At 64.4% G+C, this 18,183-nt stretch carries 20 protein-coding genes; 1 reads left to right on the top strand and 19 read right to left on the bottom strand.

What is annotated here, in order from left to right; all coding sequences use genetic code 11:
• Positions 1 to 40: 40 nt before the first annotated feature.
• The 4 genes from tgt to AC5RTB_RS13810 form a co-directional block, all read right to left on the bottom strand.
• Entirely contained in the window at positions 41 to 1,294 is a 1,254-nt protein-coding gene (tgt, locus tag AC5RTB_RS13795; protein ID WP_494061629.1) for a tRNA guanosine(34) transglycosylase Tgt, read from the bottom strand.
• 80 nt (positions 1,295 to 1,374) lie between these two features.
• A complete protein-coding gene (locus tag AC5RTB_RS13800) occupies positions 1,375 to 2,157 on the bottom strand; it encodes an SRPBCC family protein (RefSeq protein ID WP_494061630.1) in 783 nt (260 codons plus the stop codon).
• 29 nt (positions 2,158 to 2,186) lie between these two features.
• Positions 2,187 to 3,047, bottom strand: a complete 861-nt coding sequence (locus AC5RTB_RS13805) for a DUF6707 family protein (RefSeq protein ID WP_494061631.1) — start codon at positions 3,045 to 3,047, stop codon at positions 2,187 to 2,189.
• 71 nt (positions 3,048 to 3,118) lie between these two features.
• Positions 3,119 to 3,658, bottom strand: a complete 540-nt coding sequence (locus tag AC5RTB_RS13810; RefSeq protein WP_494061632.1) for an NUDIX hydrolase family protein — start codon at positions 3,656 to 3,658, stop codon at positions 3,119 to 3,121.
• A 98-nt stretch (positions 3,659 to 3,756) separates the two neighbouring features.
• Between AC5RTB_RS13810 and AC5RTB_RS13815 the strand changes: the two genes are divergently transcribed.
• Complete coding sequence (locus tag AC5RTB_RS13815) at positions 3,757 to 4,347, top strand: YdeI/OmpD-associated family protein (protein ID WP_494061633.1); 591 nt, start codon at positions 3,757 to 3,759, stop codon at positions 4,345 to 4,347.
• A gap of 59 nt (positions 4,348 to 4,406) precedes the next feature.
• Here AC5RTB_RS13815 and AC5RTB_RS13820 read toward each other — a convergent pair whose 3' ends face one another.
• The 15 genes from AC5RTB_RS13820 to AC5RTB_RS13890 all read right to left on the bottom strand — a co-directional run bounded on the left by AC5RTB_RS13820 (position 4,407) and on the right by AC5RTB_RS13890 (position 18,175).
• A complete protein-coding gene (locus tag AC5RTB_RS13820) occupies positions 4,407 to 4,640 on the bottom strand; it encodes a hypothetical protein (RefSeq protein WP_494061634.1) in 234 nt (77 codons plus the stop codon).
• Between the two features lie 388 nt (positions 4,641 to 5,028).
• Positions 5,029 to 5,844, bottom strand: a complete 816-nt coding sequence (locus AC5RTB_RS13825) for a TspO-related membrane protein (protein WP_494061635.1) — start codon at positions 5,842 to 5,844, stop codon at positions 5,029 to 5,031.
• A gap of 95 nt (positions 5,845 to 5,939) precedes the next feature.
• Positions 5,940 to 6,191, bottom strand: coding sequence for a hypothetical protein (locus AC5RTB_RS13830; RefSeq protein ID WP_494061636.1), 252 nt, complete (start codon positions 6,189 to 6,191; stop codon positions 5,940 to 5,942).
• Positions 6,192 to 6,878: 687 nt separating this feature from the next.
• Positions 6,879 to 7,637, bottom strand: coding sequence for a GAF and ANTAR domain-containing protein (locus AC5RTB_RS13835; RefSeq protein WP_494061637.1), 759 nt, complete (start codon positions 7,635 to 7,637; stop codon positions 6,879 to 6,881).
• A gap of 32 nt (positions 7,638 to 7,669) precedes the next feature.
• The gene (locus AC5RTB_RS13840; protein ID WP_494061638.1) at positions 7,670 to 8,428 is read right to left on the bottom strand and encodes a VOC family protein; all 759 of its coding nucleotides are present in this window, start codon (positions 8,426 to 8,428) and stop codon (positions 7,670 to 7,672) included.
• Positions 8,429 to 8,608: 180 nt separating this feature from the next.
• A complete protein-coding gene (locus AC5RTB_RS13845) occupies positions 8,609 to 8,770 on the bottom strand; it encodes a VanW family protein (RefSeq protein ID WP_494061720.1) in 162 nt (53 codons plus the stop codon).
• A 161-nt stretch (positions 8,771 to 8,931) separates the two neighbouring features.
• The gene (locus AC5RTB_RS13850; RefSeq protein WP_494061639.1) at positions 8,932 to 11,025 is read right to left on the bottom strand and encodes an iron ABC transporter permease; all 2,094 of its coding nucleotides are present in this window, start codon (positions 11,023 to 11,025) and stop codon (positions 8,932 to 8,934) included.
• Positions 11,026 to 11,033: 8 nt separating this feature from the next.
• Positions 11,034 to 12,032 carry an ABC transporter substrate-binding protein gene (locus AC5RTB_RS13855; protein WP_494061640.1) on the bottom strand — a complete coding sequence of 333 codons (999 nt, stop codon included), beginning with the start codon at positions 12,030 to 12,032 and terminating at the stop codon, positions 11,034 to 11,036.
• 54 nt (positions 12,033 to 12,086) lie between these two features.
• A complete protein-coding gene (locus tag AC5RTB_RS13860; protein WP_494061641.1) occupies positions 12,087 to 12,953 on the bottom strand; it encodes an ABC transporter ATP-binding protein in 867 nt (288 codons plus the stop codon).
• Positions 12,954 to 13,032: 79 nt separating this feature from the next.
• Positions 13,033 to 13,896: a prenyltransferase gene (locus AC5RTB_RS13865; RefSeq protein WP_494061642.1), complete on the bottom strand. Its 864-nt coding sequence runs from the start codon at positions 13,894 to 13,896 to the stop codon at positions 13,033 to 13,035.
• The gene (locus tag AC5RTB_RS13870; RefSeq protein WP_494061643.1) at positions 13,893 to 14,216 is read right to left on the bottom strand and encodes a lycopene cyclase domain-containing protein; all 324 of its coding nucleotides are present in this window, start codon (positions 14,214 to 14,216) and stop codon (positions 13,893 to 13,895) included. Before AC5RTB_RS13870 ends, AC5RTB_RS13865 begins: the two co-directional genes overlap by 4 nt.
• Entirely contained in the window at positions 14,213 to 14,575 is a 363-nt protein-coding gene (locus tag AC5RTB_RS13875) for a lycopene cyclase domain-containing protein (protein ID WP_494061644.1), read from the bottom strand. Before AC5RTB_RS13875 ends, AC5RTB_RS13870 begins: the two co-directional genes overlap by 4 nt.
• Positions 14,575 to 16,182: a phytoene desaturase family protein gene (gene crtI / locus AC5RTB_RS13880; RefSeq protein ID WP_494061645.1), complete on the bottom strand. Its 1,608-nt coding sequence runs from the start codon at positions 16,180 to 16,182 to the stop codon at positions 14,575 to 14,577. The genes AC5RTB_RS13875 and crtI overlap by 1 nt, the downstream gene beginning before the upstream one ends.
• Complete coding sequence (locus tag AC5RTB_RS13885) at positions 16,179 to 17,093, bottom strand: phytoene/squalene synthase family protein (RefSeq protein ID WP_494061646.1); 915 nt, start codon at positions 17,091 to 17,093, stop codon at positions 16,179 to 16,181. The genes crtI and AC5RTB_RS13885 overlap by 4 nt, the downstream gene beginning before the upstream one ends.
• Positions 17,090 to 18,175, bottom strand: a complete 1,086-nt coding sequence (locus tag AC5RTB_RS13890; protein ID WP_494061647.1) for a polyprenyl synthetase family protein — start codon at positions 18,173 to 18,175, stop codon at positions 17,090 to 17,092. The genes AC5RTB_RS13885 and AC5RTB_RS13890 overlap by 4 nt, the downstream gene beginning before the upstream one ends.
• Positions 18,176 to 18,183: the final 8 nt, after the last annotated feature.

The following is an 18,183-nucleotide window of genomic DNA, read 5'->3' on the forward strand; positions in this document are numbered from 1 at the left end:
GGAACTTTGCCCACGATCGTGCCACTATGCGCGGAGCAGGCTACCGGGACGCGGCGTAGTAGCGGCCCAGCACCTCGGCCTTGAGATCGAAGTACGTCCCGTCCTCGATGGCGGCGCGGGCGTCGTCGACCATCCGGATCACAAAGCGTTCATTGTGGATGGAGATGAGCGTCGCCGAAATCATTTCCTTCGCCTTGAAGAGGTGGTGGATGTACGCCCGGGTGTAGTGGGTGCAGGTGTAGCAGTCGCAGCCCTCCATGAGCGGGGTGAAGTCACGCTTGAATCGGGCGTTGGAGAGGTTCCACCGACCGTCCGGCGTATAGAACGCGGAGTTCCGGGCAACGCGGGTGGGGGAGACGCAGTCGAAGGTGTCGGCCCCGTTCTCGATACCCGTGAACAGGTCGTCCGGCTCCGAGATACCGAGAAGATGGCGCGGCTTGTCCTCGGGCAGCTCATCCGCGCACCAACCGAGGATGGTTCCGAGGTTCTCCTTCTCCAGTGCACCTCCCACGCCGAACCCGTCAAAGTTCATCGCCCCGAGGTCACGCGAGGCTTTCCGTCGGAGGTCCTCGTACTGTGCGCCCTGGATTACGCCGAACAGCGCCTGGTACGGCTTGTCAGCGCGGGAAAGATTCAGCCGCTCGTGCTCGGTGATGCAGCGCTCAGCCCACAACCGGGTCCGCTCCAGTGACTCCTCCTGGTATCCGCGCGAGTTCATCAGGGTGGTCAGCTCGTCGAACGCGAACATGATGTCGGCCCCGAGCTGGTGCTGGACCTGCATCGAGATTTCCGGAGTGAACCGGTGTCGGTCGCCGTTGAGGTGGGAGACAAACCACACGCCGTCGTCGTCGATGTGGGCCAGGCGCTCCTTGCCCACCGCAACACGGTCGTCATCACCGGGGTGCTCGGACGCGGCAGCGGAGTCCATGGTGATGACCTTCTTGAATCCGGACCCCAGGCTCATCACCTGGAAGCCGCCGGAGTCAGTGAACGTGGGCCCGTGCCAGTTCATGAACTTTCCCAGGCCGCCGGCCTCGTCGAGGATGTCAGCCCCCGGTTGCAGGTAGAGGTGGTAGGCGTTCGCCAGGAGCGCCTGCGCGCCGGCATCGTCCATGGACTCCGGGAGGACCGCCTTCACCGTGGCCTTGGTTCCGACGGCGATGAACGCCGGAGTCTGGATCTCGCCGTGGGGAGTGGTGATAGTCCCGGTCCGGCCGTGCAGGCCCTCGCCTGCGGTGGTTGTCTCGCTGAGGCGTTTACCAATGGAGAACGAGAAGTCTGATTGTGGCACCAACCCATCTTCTCAGGAATCGGCCACTGCCCCCGCCTGATACTCGCGAACGCCGAGCAGAGGCGCGCGGAGCAGGACCGAACCTAGCCTTCGAGACTCGACGTCTCCAACGGGTCCGAGGACGGGAAATGCTGCCGGCGGAAGGTGTCCCAGCTGTCCCAGGCTGAGCGTAACGCGTTCGCTCCCAGCTCGTAGGTGGAGATGATGGCGCGGCTGGACCGGTTCTGGAGCGACGGTTCATCCGCGACGATCACCAGTCCCTCACCGTGCTCTGCGTACTTGGACACTGTCAGGCCGAGCTGGTTTTCGGTGCGGAACCAGACAGTGCCGGTCAGTTCATGCCCGCCCGGGAGGCTGAGTGAGTAGGAGTCGCCGGGCTGCTGCAGCTGTTCGGCGTTCAGTTTCTCGATTATGGACTCGCCGTCGTCGGATTCACCCGAGAAGAACGCCGTGCGCCGGATACCGGAGGGGTGGCGTTCAAGGGCGAACCGGAGCTGCTGGAGGAAGGTAATCCAGCCTTCGGTAATTTCGTCGGATTCGGCCTCCACCCGCTCCAGCGTGACGACGCAGCCGTCGCTGACCGGTTCGATCTGGAAGGTGTCACCGCCCTCGACAGTCAGGGAGGTGTGATCCGGCCCCTCAACCACCGACGGAGCGAAGTAGATGGAGCGGATTTCCTCGTCCAGGGTTTCGGCATCCCACCCGTGCCACTGCCGGATCAGCCGGGGTTCACGAAGCATGAGCCACACCTGACGTGCGTCAGCGTTGATGTGGACGCGCAGCGGGTTTGGGTCTGCGACCGGCACGTTGCGAGCGGGGTGCTTTTCGGTGCTGGACTGTGTGAAGGGACCTGTCGAGTCACTCATGCGCGCCACTCTACTCCCGCGGCTGCGAGCTAACTAGGGGTGACTGTTCTCCCGTTGAGTGCCCGGATGGCGAGCAGTTCGTGGCCGATGCGCCGGTCAAGCGCTTCAGCGCTCAGGGTCTCCGAACCGCCGTGTGCCCGTAGGTACAGCAGTGCCGCCAGACGCAATCCCCGCCAGTCCTTCTCAGCGGCCGGGTTGTTGGCCGCTCGCGCAATTTCCCGGTCATACAGGTTCGGCTCGTTGAGCTGGCGCTGGCGCACCGTTGCTGCCACCTTCGCCTTCAGCGGGTCCGTTTCGGCCTCTTCGGCCGTTCGCAGAGCAGCGGAGTAGCCGGCGGCACGGGAGCCGTCGCCGTCGTTCTGGGTCAGGTGGACGGCCAACGCCAGGCAGCCCTCGATGAGATTCCAGCGGCCGAAGTTTCCGTCAAACGGTTGGTCTGTGAGCAGATCGCAGACCTTGAGCGCGCTTCCTGCGTCGGAGAGATCGACATAGAGCGTCAACGCCAGGTCGCGGATGTCCTGCAGGCTGCTGCCGGACTTGAAGTTGACGCCGCGGATGAGCCGCTCGGCAAGCTCCTGCACGCGCGAGCTTCCAGCGTGGATAGCCGCGACGTGGGCGATCAGCGCTTCCGGTGAGCCCTCGTCGGCAGCGATCTTGGCGAGTTCCTCGGGAGCCTCCGCCTGGACCGTCGATCCTGTTGCAATGCGCACCGTCTCCCCGGATTCCAGAGTGGCCACGACAATGGCCGGAACACCGAAATCATCGTGCTCGACGACGGTGTCCACCACTTCGCTGGTGCGCTTGCTTCCCGGAAGGAGAAGCCTGCGGCCCGCGCTCACTGCCTCCGCGGCAAGCGGTTGTACCCGCGCGTCCACATCGCTGTCGATCATTGGAACGTCCTACCTCACTGCGCTGTTGCCCCGGGTCTGTAAAGAAACCGGTCTATAAGAACGGTAACGCCTCAGCGGCCCCAACCGGCGTAGGCGAGCGCCTGACGCAGCAGACTGTCGCGGCCGCCGGAGAACTCGGAGCTGACTGCAGGGCTCAAAGCCTCTTCCGGCGTGAGCCAGGTCAGCTCCAGCGCGTCCTGCCGCGGGTTGCATTCACCGGTCACAGGAATGAGGTAGGCCAGTGCGACGGCGTGCTGCCGGTCGTCGGTCAGCCCGGTCTCCGAGGGAGAGGGGAAATACTCGGCGACAGTGAACGGCACGGGGCAGGGCGGCAGCTGGGGGAGTGCGAAGGGCCCAAGGTCCTTCTCAAGATGCCGCAGCAGAGCCGCTCGGATGGTTTCGCGGTACATCACGCGTCCGGAGACGAAGGTGCGCACCATCTCGCCCTGGTCGCTGGCCTGCAACAGGAGCCCTACTTCGGTGACGTATCCAAGCGAATCGCACCGGACAGGAATGGCCTCCACATAGACCATGGGCAATCGTCGGCGTGCCTCGTAGAGATCATCCTCGTTGAGCCAGCCGGGGTTAGGGTCTGGGGTGCGCAGGTTCATACCCTCTGTTTTATAGCAGACTCAGGCCCGAGCGACTCTGACTCGCTGTACTTCGGCCATCGGCTGAATCCAACGGCTGGCAGCAGTACCCTGAACGCATGGCCGTCGACCTGCCCGAACTGCTGCTGCCCGATGCGCGCCTATGGCGCCTGTGGCTGGAGGAAAACCACGCGTCGTCCCCCGGAGTGTGGCTGGTCCTCCACAAGAAGGGCGGCACGGTGACCGCCCTGACCTACGCTACTGCCCTGGACGAGGCGCTGTGCTTCGGCTGGATAGACGGACAGGCCAAAAGGCGCGACGGCGAGAGCAGCTTCCAGCGCTTCACGCCTCGCGGCCCGCGCAGCATCTGGTCCCTCCGTAACGTCGGGCACGTTGAGCGGCTGGAAGCGGAAGGCAGAATGCACGACGCCGGTCGCGCCGCCGTCGAGCAGGCCAAGGCGGACGGGCGGTGGGAACGGGCCTACGCGGGGTCGGCGACCGCCGTCGTTCCTGAGGATCTTGCGGCTGCGATCGCAGCAAACCCGGACGCGCAGGCAATGTTCGACGTGCTCACCGCACAGAACCGGTATGCGCTCATCTTCCGCCTCAGCCAGTTGAAGACTGCGGCGGGACGGGAAAGGAGGATTACCTCCTTCGTGGACATGCTTGCCCGTCATGAGGCGCCATACCCGCAGAAGCGGAAGCCTTAACGGAAACGGGAGGTTCCGGGCGCATGGCCCGGGACCTCCCGTTTGCGTTGGGCGGTGCTTCAGCCGCGTCCGGTGTATTGGCCCTCCGCCTGATTCGCGGGTACGTAACCGAGGGAGACGTATCGGCCGCGGATAGCTCCGGCAGGCGCAGTTCCGTTGACCCCGGCGGTGACGTAGCTGCCAACAGTTGTCGGGCGTGAATTCGTTGTCACATACGTGCCGCCCTGGGGTGCCAGGTATGCAGCGGGTCGGCCTGCGGTTGTTTGGATGGGTCGGTCCGTGAAAATTGTCATGTGGTCTCCTTGTCGATATGGGTAGGTCTGTCTGGGCGCGTTGTCCCAGGAAGCTATAAAGGCCGGTGGCTGAATCCGGCAAGGAAGTCGTCGCGGTGGCAAAGGCTTACTCAGGCCAGAAAAGGCGGTGCCCGGTGTGGCGGCGCCGCCTGCTGATGGAGTGGGACGCTGCGGTCCTTGGTGACCGGGCGCCGTCGCGGCTATGCGTCTCACGGCGGCGAAGAATCTGCTCGGATACTTCCTTGCGCGCTTTGAATGCTAACAGGTATTTCTGAGTAATTCATAATAAGAACGCGGTATCGTGGCGGGACTAACACAAGAGGCCGTGGGGTCACCCTCGCAAGGGCGCACGAAATCGGCGTACAGGGCCTGCGCGAGGGACTGGTGCTTACGGCTTGGCACACGCTGGACGGTCCGGGGACATTGCCGGATGTGATCGCCGCCGGAGCCTGATCGCGAGTGTGGCGATGACGATGATGGCGGCCGTGAGGCCGGCGGTGACCGCCGTCGTCGTGGATTCCGGGGCACCTGTGACGCGTCCTACCGTGATCCAGACAAGACCCCAACCAATGGCGGCGGCAATCGCAAGGCGGCCGTTGCCATATAGCGCGAGGAGTACGCCGATAGCTGCGACGGCTACCAGGACGGTTCCCGCCCAAAAGTCCGGGGCCAATCCGAACCCGCCGAAGCCGCCGGCGACCAGCGCTGCGGTGATGTTTGCGCAGACGGCCACACACACCCAGCCCAGGTAGAGGCCGAGTGTGCCGTCTGTGACTATTCCGTCGACTGCGGAGGTCGGCTTCTCGGACGTGAAAATCGTAAAGCTGACGGCCAGCACTATGAGCAGGGCGCAAATGACCACCACACTGCCGGCGAGTAAACCCGCCTGAACGGATAGGATCCAGGCCGCGTTCAAAAGCATGGAGGCGGCAACCCACCAGCCTAGGAGGCGCTGGCGGCGTAAGGACCGCTGCGACGGAAACCACTGGTGCACCGTGTAGGCGCCGAGGCCAGCGTAGATGACACTCCAGATGCTGAACGCTGCGCCGGCCGGGGCCAGAAGTGTGGCGTTCGCGCTGAGAGCGCCTCCGGCGGCCTCATCGATCGGAGTGCCGCCGAATGCCCCTGAGCCGATAGCAGTGCCGATGATGCACAGGGCGAAAGCAACCGTCACGCCGATCTGCCGAATCCGGTTTGCTTCCATATCCTCGTGCCTTCCGCCCATTTATCTTTACGATAGATACGTACGGAAGACTAGTGAAGCAGCTAAGTCGAACTCGACGACGCGCGGTTCACCGATCAGATGGCGCTCACCAGGGTAAGGCGCGAGCCGGACATCAGGCGAGACGGTTCGTTGTTCTCACGCCGATCCAATTCCTCGGTGAGTTCTTCCCTACGGAATTCGGTCTCCGGTTCCGGGGCTCCACACAGGTACTCAGCGTCCAGCTCACGATGTACTTTGCTGTTGAGCACGTGCAGGGCGGAGTCATCCAGGTCGCGAAGATTGTCGGGGAATGAGTCATTGGGGTGGATTCTGCTGTTGTACTTCACGATTGCATTCCTTGTCTGTTGGGCCTTGCGCCCTGGGTCTTTCGAGGCTGAGCATCGAGAGAATTCTTCAGGGTCGCGAGAGTGCGCCGGGCGATGCCCGGATGGTGTCCAAGAAGCCAGGCTGCCGTACGGCTAGCGAAGCGGATCAGGTTGGGTGGGCAGCCACAGTTCGGATGTGGTGCGCATGGCAACGGATCCTGCTTGCTGAAGATTCGTTGAGTACATGGTCTGGACATGACGGGAGGCCTTTGCGGTAGCTCGCCGTGCGGTCAGACGGGTTGTGAAGCGTTGTTGCAAGAGGGGCAACTCGACTCCCCTCCTTCCACACGGTACAGCAAGAAGGTGTGCGCGGGTTCTGAGGGGCTCTACCCGTGAAAAAATGGCCGGTATGGGAAGCGTATTGCTTCTCATACCGGCCGACAGTTAGCTACCCAGTGCGTTACGAACGGGCTTGATCACGGTGAGCGTCTGGTGGTGTGCTCGGTGGTGCTGGCAGCGTTGTTGGACGTACTCGTAGACAAGGGTGTCTCCTGTGAGTGGATTGGCTGAATGCCGATGCCGGGCGCTAGAGATGCGCTCCGGCGGAGAGGTTCAGATTCGCCGCGTTTTGCTACACGGGTAACCTCTGCGATTCAGACACTATGGGTAGACGAACACATAAGCAAAGCAAGCTTACTAGATTGGGGCTCACGCCTTTTCAGGGGTGGAACCGGCCTGAGGGAATTCCCCGGTAGTAGCAATGTGTTCGGAAACTTTGCTCAGCTTGAGATTCGTGGTGGAGCTGACTTTCGTCAGCACGATGAACGCCTGATGAGCGGTGATCTTGTAGCGTTCCATGAGAATTCCCTTGGCCTGCCCGATCAGGTCCCGTGAGAGCAGGGCATCATGAATCTGTCCGAGTTTTTGCGTGTCGGAGAACGCCATGGCGGCGTGCGCTGCGACAAGAAGCCCAATGTGTTCCGATTCTTCGTCGAATGCATGGGGTTTGCGACTGAGTAAATTCAAGGCTCCCAGGTTGTCACCTGCCACGTACAGCTGGAATGACAGCATGCTCGCTGCTCCAAGGGCGACTGCGCCCTTGCTGAACTCGGGCCAGCGTTCCTCCTCGCGGAGGTTCGGCACCGACACGGTCGTGTGGTCAAAGGCGGAGTCTATGCACGGTCCCTGTCGCATTTTTTCCTGGAGAGCATCGATCTCGCGGGGCAAATCACTCGAAGGGGCATGGGATTCAACCTTGGATCGGCGGGTCACAACACTGATCGATGCTTCCTCGGCCCCCGGAATCATGTCGACCGCAGCGCGGACCATGTGAGCGAGCACGGCTTCCTGCCCATCCTCAGCGTGGAGGGAGCGCGCGAGGTCACGCATAGGTCCAGCCAAGTCATCGCCGACAGAACCGGGTAAATTCTCAGACTTGGGGTTCTGGCTCTCCAGTCGGTTAGTCATCACTCCATTATTGACCTAGGTGCATCAACACTTCACTGGAAAATTGCCACACTTTCTTCCATGGGTATGGCACAGTCGCAGGACAGCGCCGGGAGCACGCACAGCTCGTTGCCCGACGGGTCGGTGTAGATGCGCCACGGCAGCTCACCCCAGTCCGGCCGCAGCTCCCGGCCACCTCGCTCGGCGATCCCTGCCGCGACTTCACCGGGATCGTCTCCCTCAAGCCGGATGTCGAGGTGCAGCCGGTTCTTCACCGTGCCCTTTGGAGCCGGCTCGGGGCATAGTTCAAGAAGGGGCCCCCGCAACGATGGATCGCGGAGAGTTGGGATCGCCCCTGCCACCTGCGTCCAGCCCGTCAACCATGACCAGAACTTTGCGTCGTGCTCGGGGTCGGCAGAGTCGAGTGGCAGCGCTGCGATCGGGCCGGTGTCAACGTAAGTGGCCCGCTCCTCCATCACGCAGCACGGATTGCCCTCCGGGTCAGCGAGCACTACCCAGGGTGTCTTGCCCTGACCGATGTCGAGGTGACGTGCGCCCAGGCCGAGCAGCCGGTCGACCTCCTCGGTCTGGTGGGCCCCGCCTCGAAGATCGAGGTGGAGCCGGGGCGCCGAGGATGGCGGCTCGGGGACACGCTGGAAGCATAGATCGAGCACCGGTCCGCCCTCGATGGTGAGCCGGGTTTCGAAGGCATCAACCTCGTCTGTGAGCCGCTCACCTCCGACCACGGCCTCCCAGAATCGGCCCAGCCGTTGGGGCTCGGCTGAGTCAATGACGAGATTCTCCAGGTACATGGACCACACCGTAGGCCAATAGGCGTGGTGCCTCAAGCCCTGACGGCACCTACCTGCAGCGACGTCACGACATCATGTGCCGGCGGGACCCGAGCAAGGGGCAGCACCTCAGGCGGGGGGATGGGGACGGTGCTGCCTTCTGGGTTGGAAGCGCCGGGTCAGGGAGAATGGGGGCTGTGATCAATTCACGGTCGTAGGTGACGAGGGCATTGTTCGAATCTGGCGGTTGAAGTCCGGGAACAGGTCGACTTCGCCGTGATGGTGATGCTCTACTATCGTCAGTTCGCTGTGCAGGACCATCCAGTGCAGCAGGTTGGTGAACTGGCACAGGCCTCCGGCGATGCCTGATCACGAGGCCCTCGCGGTAACCCTTGGCCTCGGTGCACCTGCCACGAGGTTCCAGAATGAGAAGGTTTCCCCTGGGCGGATGATGAGGCCGGAAACGACCAGTGGCCGCCGTCACAGACATTGTTTCAAGCGTTTCGGAAGAAACGAAAATTCTCCTACCGCGAAAGCCGGCTCCGGAACAGCAGATACACAAAGTACGGCGCACCGAGCAGCGCGGTCAGCAGGCCTGCCGGCAGCTGCGCCGGCGCGATCATTGTCCGGCCAATCATGTCGCCGACACAGACCAGCAACGCACCGAGCAACATGGCCGTGGGGATCGCAAGCTTGTGCCGTGCGCCGACCAGGGCTCGGGCCGCATGCGGTGCAACAAGCCCCACGAACCCGATGACACCGATCCCGGCCACCGAAGAGCCCGTCAGCACCACCGCACAGACCAGCAGGATCAGTCGCGTTCGCGGCACCGCAATGCCGAGCAGCTTCGGAGTGTCCTCATCAAGCGCCAGCAGGTCCTGGGTGCGGTGCAGCGAGCCGATAATCGGCACCGTCAGCAACAGTGCAACGGTCATCGGAATCAGGTGATCCATGGATCGCCCGTAGGTGGATCCCGACAGCCAGGTCAGGGCCTTGGCTTCATTCCACGGGTCCGTCAACACGATGAGCAGAGTGATTGCAGCCATCGCCGCCGCCGAGACACCAATTCCTACGAGCACAAAACGGTCGGTCTGCAACCCGCCGCGGAACGCCAGACCGAAGACGACCGCGGCAGCCACCGCCGCGCCGATGCCCGCCGCTCCGGCGATAACCCAGAACCCGGCCAGCGGCACAAAGGTGATGACAGCGATCGCACCGATTCCCGCACCGCCGGACACACCAATAATTGAAGGTTCAGCCAGCGGGTTGCGGCTCACCGCCTGGATTGCCGTTCCTGCCAGCGCGAGGGAGGCACCGGCAAGCAACGCCGTGCCAACACGCGGGAAGCGTGCGTCCATCACACTGGACACCACCGGCCCGGCCTGACCCGCTATCCAGTTCGCCACGTCACCAAGCAGCAGCTTCGCGTCGCCGAGAAGTAGTCCGGAAACCATCGCGGCGAACAGCAGCACCGCGAGAACTGCAACGACGACGGCCCCGGCTCCGGGGCGGGTCCCCCGCAGGGACACTGAACGCGCCTCCCGGGTGGGACCTGAGGTCCGCATCCGGTGCGCGAGGGCCACCAGGAAGACCGCGCCGAACATGGTGGTCACCACCCCGGTCGGAACCTCTACCGCGCTTTGTGCCCCGACCAGGGCGCGCAGCAGGACGTCCGCACCCAGTACCAGGAAGATGCCAATCAGTGCAGATGCCAGGATGAGTGCAATGTGCCGGTGCAGTCCGGGAATCCTGGCTGCGGCCAACCGGACGACGGCGGGAGCGGCGAGACCAACGAAACCGATCGGTCCGGAGATGGTCACCGCCGCGGCTGAAAGCAGGACGGCAAGCACAATGGCCAGCACCTGCGTGCCGCGGACGTTGATGCCCAGCACGCGGGCCTGATCGTCGCCGAGGGTGAGCATGTCCAGCGCGCGGGACTTCATCAGCAGGACGATCAGCACAACCCCGATCAACGGAGCAAGCACCATGAACTTGTCCATCCCGCTCTGCCCCAGGGAACCGGCGCCCCAGGCGAACAGCCCACGGGTTTCCTGCGCAAACAGAATGAGGAGGGTCTGGGTCAGGGCTGCGAAGGCCAGCGCGATGGCTGATCCCGCAAGAACCAGCCGAACGCTCCCGGACTGGCCGGTGCCCGCGAGCGCGAGCACCAGTGCCGCAGCCGCGATCCCGCCCAGGAATGACACCCCGACGGCGCCAAGCAACGGAACCTGCAGGCCGACCGCCGCGACGGCCACGATTGCAAGATGCGCACCGGCGTTGACGGCCAGGGTGTCGGGGGAGGCCAGTGCATTGCGCGAAACGGACTGCATGACCGCCCCCGCAACGCCGAGCGCCACGCCCACCAGTACCCCGGCTACCAGCCGCGGCACCCGGCTGGCCCCAACAATGGCGGCCGTACCGGCGTCGTCGTTGCCCAACATCAGACCGAGAATGTCGGCGGCATTGACCGCAGAGGTGCCCTGGGTGATGTGCACGAGGGCGAGCAGAGCGGTGGCGGTGCCGAGGAGAAGGCCGAACACCGCGAGCCGGAATCCTGGCCTCGCATCAGCTCCCTGTGCAGAGGCGGGGGCGGCGCGGGTCAGGGTTTCCGGCGTCATGGTGCGTTCTACTTCTCAGTATCGGAAGCAACAGCCGAGACTGCGCTGTCTATGATCTGCTCCATCGAGGTGGGGCCGCCGAACATCCAGATGGAGTCCGGGAAACGCTGGACGTTGCCGGCCTCGACGAACGGCAGGGACTTCCAGATGGCGTTGTCTGCGAGTTCGTCCTGGTAGGGATCGCCGAAGGTGTCGTTGGCGATGTACCAGAAGCGGGTTTCCTCGGGGAGCGCGGTGAGGCCTTCGACGTCGGTCTGCGCGAGACCGTACACGGGATCACCTTCCATCTCCCAGGCGTTCTCGAAGCCAAGTTCCGTGAGCACATCGGACACCAGCGACCCGGTAGCGAAGGGACGGATGGAGACGCTGCCGGCGTCGACGTAGGCGTCGGAGAAGGCAACCGGCGCTCCGGCGGCTCCCGCGTCCTCGATAGCCGCGCGTCCCTCATCGACCTTGTCCTCGAAGCTGGTCTTCAGCTCAGCTGCCTTGTCCTCGGTTCCGGTGGCCTTGGCGATCAGGTCCAGGTTCTCGAACATCTGGCCGATGCTGTCGGAGGAATCACCGCCCGGAACCACGATCACCGGCACGGTCTTCTCGATCTGCTCGATGGCGCCCTCAACCAGCTGGTCGGTGACAAGGACAAGATCCGGTTCGAGGGAGACAAGGGTGTCGATGCTCGGTTCGCCGCGTACACCGATATCGGTCACGGTGTCATCGAGCGGTGCTGAGCTCACCCAGGTGTTGTAGCCCTCAACGTCCGCAAGGCCGACCGGCATGATGCCCAGGGAAACAATGTTTTCGACGACGTTCCACTCGGTGCCGGCGATCCGCTCGGCAGGTCCGTCGAGCACAACTTCCTTGCCTCGAGCGTCCGTGATGGTGATGGACTCGCCGGCTGCGCCGCCCGTCACTTCCACGTTGCTTGCCGCTTGCTCGGTGGTGCCGCAGGCCGACAGCGTGAGCAGGGCTGCCGCCGCGAGGGCAGCAAAAATCTTCGGTTGTTTCATTGGGGTCATTTCTATGAGGGCGCGGACGCGCAACTGGAGGTGGAAAGGATGAGATCAGGAAGCTTGAAGAACCGTTTCGGAGGAGTTTCCGACGGCGTTGTGCCGCCCAACGGCACGGGTATGGACGGTGCCGCCGGAGACCGTGACGTCAACGCGCACTCCGTACGCGGCCGAAAGGTGGTCGGTGGTCAGCACCTCCACTGGGGAACCATGCGCGCGGATAGAGCCACCTTCGAGCAGCACCACGTGGTCGGCGATGGCCGCTGCCTGGTCCAGATCATGCAGGACGACCCCGACAGTCACCCCGTGATGGGTCGCCAGGTCGCGTACGACGTCGAGAATCTCCACCTGATACCGGAGGTCCAGATAGGTGGTGGGCTCGTCGAGCAGGAGAATGCCCGTGTCCTGCGCCAGGCAGCTCGCGAGCCAGACTCGCTGCAGTTGTCCACCGGACAGGGCGGCCACCGGATGGTCCGAAAGCTCAGCCGTACGGGTCAACTCCATCGCGTGCGCAACGACGGCGGCCCCCTGCGCATCGCTGCCGGTCCAGCGGCTGCGGTGCGGATGGCGGCCGAAGTCGACGACCTCACGCACAGTTATCCCCGCGGGCACCGGGCGGCTTTGGGCGAGAAGGGTGACCTTGCGGGCGAATTCCTTAGGGGAGAGCGCGAAGACGTCGGCGCCGTCGGAGGTGGTGACGCGTCCGGCGTCGGCCGTGTGGAGCCGGGCAATTGTCCTGAGCAGTGTCGACTTTCCGCTGCCGTTCGGCCCGATCAGTGCAGTGACCGTCCCGGGTTCGAGCGAGAAGGACACATCCCGAACCGCGGTCTGGCGCCCGTAGGAGATGCTGACATCGGCAATGTGGAGACCGACAGGTGAGGTGCAGGGCGCTGGGCGGAGCACGGGTTCGGTGAGAGTCACTCGACTAAGGTAAGGCGATCCTTAGTGTCTTGTAAAACATTACGCAAGAGAAGCGTGATGTATTCCGAAAATGACGGAGTCAGCGGATTGCCGCGTACCAGATCAGCAGCATCGTCACGAAGAATCCAGTCAGGTAGTTCAACCACAGGAACCGGCCCCAACCGCGGTGGGCGAGTTCGGCGTCGTCGTCCTCCAGGGATGCGAACGGAACGATGTTGATGACGTACGGCAGAACCAGGAAGGACGCCAGCGGGCCCGGCCACGGGGTCAGCAGCATGAGCGCGCCACTGACAAGGTAGGCGGCGATAGCGAACCGCACGGTCGCACGACCGCCGGTGACCGTGGCGATGGAGGCGATGCCGCCGGCCCGGTCCGCCGCGACGTCCTGCACCGCACCGAACGCCTGGCTCGCCACGCCCCAGAGGAAGAACGATCCAAGCAGCGCCCAGAGCGCCGGCGTGAACTCGGCCTTCGCCAGCACCAGCCCGTAGACCGCTGGACTCACGAAGTGTGTGCTTGAGGTAACGGAGTCCAGGAACGGTCGTTCCTTGAACCGGAGCTTCGGGGCGCTGTAGGCGATCACCGCGAAGACGCTGACGGCCAGTACCAGCCAGGACAACGGCCCGCCAAGCAGAACCAGCACCGCGAGGAACGGCACGTTGGTGGCGATCGCCGCACGGAGGGTGGCTGCGTGCATGGTCCGGTCGAGCACTGCACCTTCAACGCCGCCCTTACGGGGATTGCGGAGGTCGGACTCGTAGTCGAACACGTCGTTGATCCCGTACATGGCCAGGTTGTAGGGGATCAGGAAGTACACGGTGCCGATCACCCAGGCGTGGTCGACCTGCCCGGCGGTCAGCAGATAGGCGGCCGCAAAGGGGAATGCAGTGTTCACCCAGGACAGGGGGCGGGAGGACACCAGCAGGGTACGTAGGGTTTTCATGGCTGCCGCTTCCGTCGACGTTCGCCAAGGAGGATCCAGAGGCCCGGCAGCAGGAGAACAGCAGCTACTGGATAGGCGAAATCCTCAAGCGGGGCCAGCCCCACCGTGACGCCGGAGATGAGGCCGGGTGCGTAGCTGAAGAGACCGGCAGCGATCATGATGTTGTCGAACACAGCAGTCAAAACCAGCACGACGACGGCGGCACCCCCCGCTGCTGCCAGCGCAACCTTGCGTCGGCGGCCCTTCAGCATGAGCACGGCGGCCATTCCCACCGCGAGGGCCGGGACGAGGAATCCCACGTTGAGCGTCCAGTACGTCACGAGGGTCCTCCCGCATCGCCCGTGCGCTCGCGGAGGAGGTCCCGGCCCCGCGTCTCGAAGGCGCGCCTGAACATCAGGAACAGGTTCATGACGAGGTAGCTGAGGAAGGTCAGGAAGACCACCTCCTCGAGCGGGAGTTCAGGAGCCAGCGTGATTCCGAGCATGATCTCGGTCTGCCCCCGGTAGAAGATGCCCAGCCCGATTCCGGCAAGGTCCCAGGCAAGAAAGAACAGCACGCCGGTAACGAGGACGGCAGCGGCACGGCCGGCGTCGTGCCAGAAAAACAGGCGCAGCCGCTGGTCGAGGAGCACCATGCAGCCCAGTGACGCCAGCAGGAAAAGCAAATAGGCAACGCCCATCACACGACCGTGTTTTCCCGGACATTGTCCGGGCGCAACGGTACCGGCAATGGTCCGGTGCTCACATCCCGGCGCAGCCGTTTGATGACGAGTTCGGCGCTGATGAGGCACATCGGGATGCCGATGCCCGGGATGGTGGAGCCGCCTGCGTAGTACAGGCCCTGGACTTTCCGGCTGACGTTTCCTGCGCGGAAGAACGCGCTCTGCTGGAGGGTATGCGCCGGGCCCAGTGAGGTGCCTTTCCAAGAGTGGTAGTCGCGTTCGAAGTCCGCGGGGCCGTAGCTGCGCCGCAGCACGATGCGGTCCGCGAGGTCCGGTATCCCGGCCCACTCGCTGAGCTGTTCGATGACGGCGTCCGCCACGCGCTCGATGCGCTCGCCGCCGCTGCCGCCAAGGCTTGGATCCGCGGGGATGGGAACCAGGACGAAGACGTTCTCGTGGCCCTCGGGCGCCACGGTGGGGTCGGTGGCGCTGGGCTTGCACACGTACATCGATGCGGGTGTGGGTATGAACGGAGTCCGGCCGAAGATCGCCCGGAAGTTCTCTTCCCAGTCCCCGGTGAACAGCAGGGTGTGGTGCCGCAGTTGGGGCAGTTCACCCCGGACGCCCAGGTACAGCAGCAGGGCGCTCGGCCCGGCGGTGCTGCGGGACCAGTACCGTTCGGGGTAGGTCTGCAGGTGGGCGGGGAGCAGCGTGGTCTCGGTGTGGTGGAGGTCGGCAGCGGACACGACGACGTCGGCGGCCAAGCTGTGCTCGGTTCCGTCACCGGAGCGGTAGCGGACTCCCCGCACCGCGGCGGGACGCCTCCGGGAGGCTGTGGAGGTGGTGTCGATTCCCAGGACCTCGGCGCCTGTGGAGATAGTGACGCCTGCGTTTTTCGCAAGCCGCTCCAGAGATTCCACCAGCCGGGTGAAGCCGCCCATGGGGTAGAGCACGCCGTCGTCGAGGTCCAGGTGGCTCATCAGGTGGTACATGCTCGGCGCGGTGAACGGTGAGGTTCCCAGGAAGACGGCCGGATACTCGAGGATCTGCTGCAGCCTCGGGTCGGAAACGTAGCGCCGTGCGTAGCTGTGCAGCGGTTCCAGCAGCAGGCGGCCAAGGCGCGGCAGGCGTGACAGGATGTCCGGCGTCAGCAGTGAGGCGAAAGACTCGAACGTGGAGTAGAGGAATCGGCGGGTGGCCATGGTGTAGGTCTCGGCCGCGGAATCGAGGTATGCCTCCAGTTGTGCGCCCGCGCCGGGTTCCAGCCGCTCGAAAAGTTCCACCACCCGGTGTCGTTCCGCGGGAACGTCCACCGGCTCGCTGAAGCCCTCGGACAGCAAGCGGTAGCCCGGGTCGAGTTTCTCCAGGTCCAGTTGTTCGTCGGCGGAGGTTCCAAGCAGGCGGAAGTAGTGGTCGATCACCTCCGGCATCAGGTACCACGAGGGACCGGCGTCGAACGTGAAGCCGTCTTCGCTCCACGAGTGGGCGCGGCCACCCACGGCGTCCTGCTTCTCAAGCACGGTCACGTGGTGGCCCTCCGTGGCCAGCAACGCCGCCGTCGCCAGGCCGCTGATACCGCCTCCGATGACGACGACGGTGCGTCCGGACGGAATGCGTGCCTTCACTGTGCCTCCACATGGGACGGATTGGGACCGGAGGGGACAAGTCCCCGCCTGCCGGTGAGGACGGCGGCCGCGATCCGCATCTTCACGGTGTTCGGAACGCTTATGCGGGTCCGGATCAGCTCTGATGCCGGGGTCGCGCGGATCCTCGCGGCAAGTTCAGCGAACAGTTCCTGCGCGAGGGCGACGGCCCTGCGGCTGGACGGCGGCAGGCCCCGGAGCACGGCGCGGGATTCGCGCAGGTCATTGTCGATGTCCTCGAGCAGCAGCCGCTTGTGCGTCTCGTCGAAGTTGGCGGGGGAGACATCCGGGAAGTAGCTGCGGCCCAGCGAGGTGAAGTCTTCGGCGAGGTCCCGCAGAAAGTTGACCTTCTGGAAGGCGGCGCCGAGGTGCCGCGCCCCGCGTTCGAGCCGCGCCGTTTCCTCCGCACTGACTGCGTGCCCAAACAGGAAGCACTTCAGGCACATCAGGCCCACTACCTCCGCGGAGCCGTAGACGTACTGCGCGAAGGATTCGGGCGTGTGTTCCACCTGGCCGAGGTCGGCACGCATCGAGGCGAAGAACGGTCTGGTCAGATCAGTGTTGATACCGGTGCGGCGGGCGGTGTCGGCGAAGGCATGAACCACCAGATTGGCGCTGTACCCGAGGGCCATGGCGCGCTCCGTCTCGCGCTCGAACTCGTCGAGCTGCCGCCGGGTTTCCTCGGGTGACAGCCCCGCGGCAGAGGTGACGCCGTCGACGATCTCATCGGCAACGCGTACCAGCGCGTAGACGGACTCGACCTGCCGCCGCACGCCGCCCTCGAAAAGACGCGACGCCAACCCAAACGAGGTGGAGTAGGCGTGCAGCACCACGGCGGAGGACTTCAGGGCGGCATTCGTATAATCGGCGAGTGCGTCGCGGTCCCGGCTCACGTGCGGACCCGCTCAGTCACCACATCGGAGAGGGGCGCCAGGCTGTCGCGGAGGACCTGCGGCACAGAGGGATCGAGCAGGGACTGCAGGGATCGGTCAATAAGGTCGGCGACGAGCTGCATGGACCGGTCCCGGGCACCGGATTCGATCAGCAGTTCCCGTACCTCCGCTGCACCTGAAGCGGTCAGTTCCGGCCCCGCCATGAGCTCGGCGATCCGCGGCCACTGCGGCTGTTCAGATGCGTGGGAGATGAGTGTGGTTCGTTTGCCCTCACGGAGGTCGCCCCAGCCGACTTTGCCGGTCCGGCTTTCATCGCCGAAGACACCTATCAGGTCATCGGCCACCTGATAGGCGGTGCCGAGGCAGCGGCCGAACTCTCCGAGCGCGTTCACCAGCCGCTCCTCCGCACCCGCCAGAACAGCTCCGGCCTGCAGCGGCGCTTCGAAGGAGTACACGGCCGTCTTCAGGCGTGCCATGTCGAGAACTTCGTCGACGGGTTGGGGAGTGGGGTCGAGGGGAGCAAGCACATCAAGTAGTTCGCCGGCCGCGGACGCAAAGATGGCTTCGTCGAGAAGATCGCTCAATCGCTGCCGGGTCGCGAGGTCAGCATCGACCTCGCCGAGGAGACGGTGTGCGTTCGACAGCGCGAGATCACCGGCAATCACTCCGACCGACAGGCCGGCGTGTTCGGCGCGCTCCGGGCTGTTTCCCCTCGCAGCAGCGCGGTTGCGGTAGGTGCCGGAAACGTTCGGCACGCCGCGGCGGGCGAAATCGCGGTCCACGACGTCGTCGTGCACAATCAGCGCGGTGTGGAGGAGTTCGAAGGACGCCGCGACGGTCGCCGCCGTCATACGGTCGGTGCCGCCGAGCAGCCCGTAGACCGTCATGACGAGGCGGGGCCGGAAACGCTTCCCTCCCGCTGTTGAGGCTTCCAGGTGCTCCCACATGGTGCGGTAATCGGGGTGCAGCGCTTCCGCGCGGTTCTTGGACCGGGCAAAGAAGGACGTGAGGACATCGTTCACCAGCTGGTTGTCGATGGAACCAGCCAATGTGGTGTCCTTGTCCATAGGTAAAGTAAACACGCGCAACT

It is taken from the genome of Arthrobacter sp. M71 S08, assembly GCF_059089725.1.

Bases quoted from the DNA above. Each gene is read 5' to 3' on its own strand.
- AC5RTB_RS13800 (WP_494061630.1), bottom strand. From the start codon at position 2,157: ATGAGTGACTCGACAGGTCCCTTCACACAGTCCAGCACCGAAAAGCAC.
- AC5RTB_RS13815 (WP_494061633.1), top strand. From the start codon at position 3,757: ATGGCCGTCGACCTGCCCGAACTGCTGCTGCCCGATGCGCGCCTATGG.
- AC5RTB_RS13875 (WP_494061644.1), bottom strand. From the start codon at position 14,575: ATGGGCGTTGCCTATTTGCTTTTCCTGCTGGCGTCACTGGGCTGCATG.
- AC5RTB_RS13805 (WP_494061631.1), bottom strand. From the start codon at position 3,047: ATGATCGACAGCGATGTGGACGCGCGGGTACAACCGCTTGCCGCGGAG.
- AC5RTB_RS13835 (WP_494061637.1), bottom strand. From the start codon at position 7,637: ATGACTAACCGACTGGAGAGCCAGAACCCCAAGTCTGAGAATTTACCC.
- AC5RTB_RS13810 (WP_494061632.1), bottom strand. From the start codon at position 3,658: ATGAACCTGCGCACCCCAGACCCTAACCCCGGCTGGCTCAACGAGGAT.
- AC5RTB_RS13820 (WP_494061634.1), bottom strand. From the start codon at position 4,640: ATGACAATTTTCACGGACCGACCCATCCAAACAACCGCAGGCCGACCC.
- AC5RTB_RS13855 (WP_494061640.1), bottom strand. From the start codon at position 12,032: ATGAAACAACCGAAGATTTTTGCTGCCCTCGCGGCGGCAGCCCTGCTC.
- AC5RTB_RS13840 (WP_494061638.1), bottom strand. From the start codon at position 8,428: ATGTACCTGGAGAATCTCGTCATTGACTCAGCCGAGCCCCAACGGCTG.
- AC5RTB_RS13850 (WP_494061639.1), bottom strand. From the start codon at position 11,025: ATGACGCCGGAAACCCTGACCCGCGCCGCCCCCGCCTCTGCACAGGGA.
- AC5RTB_RS13865 (WP_494061642.1), bottom strand. From the start codon at position 13,896: ATGAAAACCCTACGTACCCTGCTGGTGTCCTCCCGCCCCCTGTCCTGG.
- AC5RTB_RS13825 (WP_494061635.1), bottom strand. From the start codon at position 5,844: ATGGAAGCAAACCGGATTCGGCAGATCGGCGTGACGGTTGCTTTCGCC.